Here is a 5663-nt window from a genome sequence, read left to right as displayed (position 1 = left end):
TCAAAATCCAGTGTCCGCAAGGACGTGCCGGTTCGACCCCGGCCGCCGGTATAGTATTAAAGACAAGGTTTTCGGACCTTGTCTTTTTCTTTTATTTGTTGAATTTGTAACGCTGAGTTACTTAAAATTACTAGATTTATAATAAATCATCTAATTTATCCGCTAATTTTTGTTGCTTGCTTGGATACAAATGAGAGTATGTATCTATTGTTGTAGTTATAGATGCATGGCCTAATCTTTCTTTTACGACAAGATAATCTTCTCCTTGATTTATTAGCAGTGAAGCATGTGAATGCCTGAAGTCGTGAATTCTTATCTTTTTTAAAGAACTATTTCTTTGCAATATTTTTTTATATTGTTTTTCGATTGAATCTTTAGTTATTGTAATAGGGCTATTTTGAAATATCTGTAGATCATCTAGGTTAGTTGTAAATTCTTTCAATCTCTCATGCTGTATCTGTTTCCAGTCTTCTAGTGTCTCCACTAGTTTGGCGTTCATGATGATTCTTCGGGTTCCAGCTTTTGTCTTTGTACTACTAATGTGTTCTTCACCTTTTTTAACGTATACTGATTTGCTTACATGGATTGTATTTGTTGAAAACTCTATATCCTTCCACGTTAGAGCAAGTGCTTCTCCCAGTCTTAGACCAGTAAAAAATAAAACTGTGAATAGTAATTTGATATTGTATTCATCGTCGTTAAATAGTGTTAAGAAGTGCTTGAATTCTTTTATTGTCCAGAAATTTAATTTTGCTTTTTCTATTGGTAATTTTTTTAGCATTCCTACAGGATGTTCCTTGTAAAATCCCTTTCTTAATCCAACATCCAGAATTTTCTTTAGTAAAATTATAATTTTATTAATAGTATTTGGACTTAGCTTCTTTTCCGAGTTTTGAGCATTTTTATCTCTTAGATGTTCTCTGAATTGATAGATATCTTCATAAGTTAATTTAGCTACATCATCAACTTTTTCAAAATAGTTTTTTATATGCCTGTTATAGTTGTTTTCTTGTGTATCTATATAGCTTTGTTTTCTGTTGTTTATTTTATCCTCTTCTTTTAAGAGATCATAAAGGATATCAATTGATATTTTTGAGTTGAAACTTTTTTCTTTAAGTTCGACACTTCGTAAGTATTGTTCGGCCTCCAATGCTTCTTTTTTAGTTTTGAATCCTTTTCTTACAATTCTACGTTGTTTTAGAGATATTGGATTTATACCATTGGAAACATCGACAATCCAAGTTCCGTCTCTACTTTTACGTAAAGCCATAAGCTACGCTTCTTTCTGGAGTTCAATTCCTAATAGTTCTTCAGCGACACTGGCTGGAATTGTACCAATCCGTTTGTTATCGTAGATGTTAAAACCACGATTCACTAATAGTAATTTACCGGTATGGATAATCTTTCTTGCAGTTCCTGGAGCAAATCCAAGTTCGACAAGGTCATCTTTTGTTACAGTTTTAATCATGTTATCTCCTTTTCTATTCAGATTAAGTAAGGGGAGGATTAACTCCCCTTGTCTGATACTTATTTTTGTTTTACATCTACTAAATGGATAGCATCCGCCTTGTAATACATTGTTGTGCTAATCATAGTAGCTTGTAAATTGTCAAATGTAACTGGTACTTCATCCATTGCTTGGATATAGTCATTATCAACCAAGGCATCTGGATTGTCTACTGAGACTTGGGTTGATTTCTTTTTGAATTGTCCATCCTTGATTGTTACATTGTATTTCCAACCAATGATTTTATCGGTATTAAAACGTCTTTCGCTACCATCTCGGTTTTTGATAATTTCTCCGTTTGCATCTGCTCGGACTTCCGTTTCAAATTTTGGAATGACTTCATCCAATTCAAATTTTGTTCCAATGTTATTAAAATTCCAGTCATTTTGTGAAAGCATTTTTGCCATAGTTAATTTCTCCTTTTAATATTTTCTTTGATTGTAGGGATCAAATCCTCTCGTTTAAAGAGTATTGCTCTTTCTATTAATCCACTTGCTAAATCTGGTGGATATTCCATATTGTTGAGTGCGAGATAGTTAGATTTCTCATACTCATGCAGTAAGTTATTGTCGTATAGAAATTTATACGCTTTTAGAATAGCTCCTGAACCTTTATAGGTAAACCATTCTAATTTTTGTTCTAGTTCTGTTTTTGATTTTGAAATAATGATAGAGACGGGTTTTGAATGGCCTAAAAACTTTTCCCAAGATCTCAAAGGTTTTGAGAAATAGCTATCACTATAGAACCTCACTTTTTCTTTGAGATATCCCTTGGTAAAGTTGAGAAGATCTATTTCTGAATGCAACCATTCTTGAATGAAGTAGTGAGCTTTTTCTTTCCTAAGTTCTAACTCAGTTCTTATCCAATTTTCTATATACCGCTTGCTGATACCGAGCTTCTCAGCTCGTTCTAAGCGTTTATCGTAAATTCTAAGTCTTTCGTCATCATTGGGTTTTCTCAAATATAAGGTCTGGCCGATTGTTTCATCTCCGTAGGTATTGTAGTAGGTGCTTTTTCCATATATAAAGCGTTTCTTCTGACAAATCTTTAGAAGCTGATTAGGAGTGAAATAGGGTGTTTCATTAAAATCATCTATTGCAATATCAATTCGTCTTACTGAAAAATGATTGTAATTGTAGTAGAGGTTGTTCAAAAACTGTCTTTCGGACAGACTATTTGGATCTAATACCATATCTCTATAGAACTCGAGTGCCTGTCCTGACATGACAAGCATGTAGGACGACTCTTTCGCTCCATAGTAGATACGGATATTCCCATAATGAAGCTGGCTATCATAGTTATAGTATTTAAGGCTCCCTTTATTCTCAATAAATAGGTCATAGTCAAGAAATAGAATGTCTTCGATTATTTCTCTTGGCGAAAATTCAGTCTTATCAAACTGAATTTGAATCCAGTCAAATACAGAACGTAAATGTTCATTTTTTGCCATAGATTTTGATTCAACTTTTTGCTTAATTTTGCCACCCTTAAAATCTCCGAAACCCTTGGAAATACTGAATTCTTTCGATGGTACACCTAACTTGCAGAGGGTGGTGTTACTACACACCCTATCGGTCAAAAATGGTCCGTCCGCATCTACGCTCATTTTCGGCTTTCTGCCTCATGGCTCAGCCGAAAACTCGCTATTAGCCGAACCTATTTTTTGACCTCTTGTTAACAAACCCTAGTAAGCCGGTTTGCATCGACTCTTCAATATCTTGGATTTTCTTTTTTAGGTTGGAATTCTCAATTTTTATCAGTCGCATTTCTCGCTTAAATTCCTGTTTTAAGGCGCTCAGTTCATCGTAGAGCTCATCTATTACTTGGTTTAGGGATTCATGTTCATTGTCTGCTAGACTCCCAAATACGGCTTGTATAGCCTCTTTTAGACCTATTTCAAGTTTTAGTTTAGCTAACTTTTGAAATTGTCTAAGGTCTTCGTCTGTAAAATCATAGGCAACTGTATAACTTAATTGATGAGTTCTGGGATTTCTACTGATAGGAACTTTAATTTTCTTAAATTCCTTGCCACTTATCTCTTTAATCAGTTGAATCCAATTTTTAAGAGTAGAGGTAGAGTTTAGGCCAGAAATTTGATTGACTAACTCTTTATTGGTCATCTTTTTGTGAAACCTCCGAAATTTTCTTGTGCAACTGAAGAGTTTTCTGTGGTATAATTGTTACATAATATGTTTTGATCTTGGAACGAACGGCACATTTGTTTCAAGATTTTTTATTTTGTCGAATCTTACCTCCTTTATTAAAATTTTTTAAATCGACTACTAGTTACATACGCTTTTACCTCCTTTTATGCTATAATATTCTCAATGGAATATTCAATCTCAAAATAAATATTCCTTATGGAATAATTCTATTTTATACCGTTTGGAATATTTTGTCAAGCTAAAATATACGAATAAGAATATCTATAGGAGAATTATGTATACAGAGGATTATAAATTTTCAGAGAGGTTAAAAACTCTCAGAAAATCAAAAAAGTTAACTCAAGTACAAATATCGGAATTAATTGGAGTTCAACAAGGGACATATTCTCGGTGGGAGAATGGAACGTTAGAACCAGGATTAGAATTCGTTGTGAAATTGGCAAATATCTTTGGGACTACTACAGATTATTTGCTGGGACAAAAACCTTATTCAATTATCAGTAGTTTACCTCTAGAACAATTAGATCTTACCAATATTGCAAACTTTTCAAAGGATGAGTTTGATATTTTGAAACATTCAATAGCAGTTTCGGTGGCAAGAAATAAAATAAAGGCAACAGAACTAAAAGATAGAGTTATAGAAAAAAATCAGTTGTCAGAAAAAGATGCAGAACTTTTGAATAAGATTTTTGAAGAAGTTAAAACTTATTGGGAAAATTAGGAGGACGCTAGTCTTCAAAATTCCCTCCCAAAATGTGTCCAAAATATTGACAGAATTCTAGCTTTTCATTATAGTTCTTATGGAACTTTTTTTCTACAACAAAATAGGCTCCATAATATCCATAGGGGATTTACCCACTACAAATAGTATAGAGCCGGTTTTATTAATGTCCTGCATTTCCTAATAAGTTAACCATGACAACACCAATGATAATCAAAATTAAACCGATAATGCTATAAACATTTAGTGTTTCTTTGAAAATCATTACTGCGATAGAGGATATCAAAACTAAACCGACAGCTGACCATGTTGCATAAGCTATTCCTACAGGAATTTTTTGCATTGCTAGTGAGAGGAAATAGAAACAAACGCCATAGCTAAGTAGGGCAGAAACGGTTGGAATAGGCTTTGTAAAACCGTCTGATAATTTCAAAAGGTTAGTTCCCAATATCTCTCCTACAATGGCGATAAAAAGATAAAAGTATGACATGTCTTTAACCTCCTATATGTCATGTTTTTGCTCTAAGAGCTATTATAGCTATCCGTTTTTTATAAATCTTGGCACAAGTCATGAGAATTTGTAGTAAAACTGTGGCAGACACTTTTTCAGAACCAATAGCTGATAAGTTTAGTATATCATAAGATAAATTTTAAATAAAGTCTTGATTTATTTCAATGTCTTGCGTGGTCTCGATTTTACTGGTAAAATTACTTTTAAGAACTTTAAAAAAGAGGCTTCTATATTTGACAAAACAATGACTTGTTGTCCCGAATGTGGGCATCCTTTGGAGAAAAAATTTTTAAAAGATGAGGGAGATATTCCTTATTGTTCACAATGTGCGAGTTTTCGTTTTCCAGTCTTTAATACAGCAATTAGTGCGATTTTATTTAATGAAAAACATGATAAGATTCTCTTGATTAAGCAATATGACATGGCTGAGCATATTTTGCTAGCTGGTTATGTGTCTAATGATATTCACAACCAATTTCTACAATCATTAAAGACAATTAATTTAGCCTCTCTTATTACGGATATGGGTAATAAAATTGCACAAAACTAGTCCAAAACTCTTTTTAATAAGGAGTATACTTTCTAGCATTTTATAGTTACTAAAAAGTATCTAAACTTTGGAAGTGATACTAAGTTTTAAAAAATATTATGGAAAAAAAGCTTATAAAATCAATATTTCTGAGATTTAAAACTAATAATATTAGACTCAAAATCCAGTGTCCGCAAGGACGTGCCGGTTCGACCCCGGCCGCCGGTATA

At 33.1% G+C, this 5663-nt stretch carries 8 protein-coding genes; 2 read left to right on the top strand and 6 right to left on the bottom strand.

The genetic code is table 11. The features are described from left to right. Positions 1-136: 136 nt before the first annotated feature. The 5 genes from GMD1S_RS09885 to GMD1S_RS09865 are packed head-to-tail and all read right to left on the bottom strand — an operon-like array spanning position 137 to position 3627. Positions 137-1270, bottom strand: coding sequence for a site-specific integrase (locus GMD1S_RS09885; protein WP_001208033.1), 1134 nt, complete (start codon positions 1268-1270; stop codon positions 137-139). 3 nt (positions 1271-1273) lie between these two features. Continuing rightward, positions 1274-1468, bottom strand: a complete 195-nt coding sequence (locus GMD1S_RS09880; protein WP_000598357.1) for a DUF3173 domain-containing protein — start codon at positions 1466-1468, stop codon at positions 1274-1276. A 59-nt stretch (positions 1469-1527) separates the two neighbouring features. After that, the gene (locus GMD1S_RS09875; RefSeq protein WP_001096843.1) at positions 1528-1914 is read right to left on the bottom strand and encodes a hypothetical protein; all 387 of its coding nucleotides are present in this window, start codon (positions 1912-1914) and stop codon (positions 1528-1530) included. A 2-nt stretch (positions 1915-1916) separates the two neighbouring features. After that, a complete protein-coding gene (locus GMD1S_RS09870; RefSeq protein ID WP_000109700.1) occupies positions 1917-3113 on the bottom strand; it encodes a replication initiation factor domain-containing protein in 1197 nt (398 codons plus the stop codon). A 40-nt stretch (positions 3114-3153) separates the two neighbouring features. Beyond that, positions 3154-3627, bottom strand: a complete 474-nt coding sequence (locus tag GMD1S_RS09865) for a hypothetical protein (RefSeq protein ID WP_000182279.1) — start codon at positions 3625-3627, stop codon at positions 3154-3156. Between the two features lie 319 nt (positions 3628-3946). Between GMD1S_RS09865 and GMD1S_RS09860 the strand changes: the two genes are divergently transcribed. Beyond that, complete coding sequence (locus GMD1S_RS09860) at positions 3947-4393, top strand: helix-turn-helix transcriptional regulator (protein WP_000287814.1); 447 nt, start codon at positions 3947-3949, stop codon at positions 4391-4393. A gap of 163 nt (positions 4394-4556) precedes the next feature. On the opposite strand, the gene GMD1S_RS09855 is transcribed toward GMD1S_RS09860, so the two are convergent. Further along, on the bottom strand, positions 4557-4883 hold the full coding sequence (locus GMD1S_RS09855) for a DMT family transporter (protein WP_000120162.1): 327 nt from the start codon (positions 4881-4883) through the stop codon (positions 4557-4559). 190 nt (positions 4884-5073) lie between these two features. Between GMD1S_RS09855 and GMD1S_RS12530 the strand changes: the two genes are divergently transcribed. Next, on the top strand, positions 5074-5454 hold the full coding sequence (locus tag GMD1S_RS12530) for an NAD(+) diphosphatase (RefSeq protein ID WP_237738587.1): 381 nt from the start codon (positions 5074-5076) through the stop codon (positions 5452-5454). Positions 5455-5663 lie beyond the last annotated feature (209 nt).

It is taken from the genome of Streptococcus sp. GMD1S, from assembly GCF_000296875.1.
In the GTDB taxonomy this organism is placed as follows: Bacteria; Bacillota; Bacilli; order Lactobacillales; family Streptococcaceae; genus Streptococcus.
Note: the sequence above shows the minus strand (reverse complement) of the source record. Positions and strands in the feature narration are given on the sequence as shown.

Bases quoted from the DNA above. Each gene is read 5' to 3' on its own strand.
- GMD1S_RS09885 (WP_001208033.1), bottom strand. From the start codon at position 1,270: ATGGCTTTACGTAAAAGTAGAGACGGAACTTGGATTGTCGATGTTTCC.
- GMD1S_RS09880 (WP_000598357.1), bottom strand. From the start codon at position 1,468: ATGATTAAAACTGTAACAAAAGATGACCTTGTCGAACTTGGATTTGCT.
- GMD1S_RS09875 (WP_001096843.1), bottom strand. From the start codon at position 1,914: ATGGCAAAAATGCTTTCACAAAATGACTGGAATTTTAATAACATTGGA.
- GMD1S_RS09870 (WP_000109700.1), bottom strand. From the start codon at position 3,113: ATGAGCGTAGATGCGGACGGACCATTTTTGACCGATAGGGTGTGTAGT.
- GMD1S_RS09865 (WP_000182279.1), bottom strand. From the start codon at position 3,627: ATGACCAATAAAGAGTTAGTCAATCAAATTTCTGGCCTAAACTCTACC.
- GMD1S_RS09860 (WP_000287814.1), top strand. From the start codon at position 3,947: ATGTATACAGAGGATTATAAATTTTCAGAGAGGTTAAAAACTCTCAGA.
- GMD1S_RS09855 (WP_000120162.1), bottom strand. From the start codon at position 4,883: ATGTCATACTTTTATCTTTTTATCGCCATTGTAGGAGAGATATTGGGA.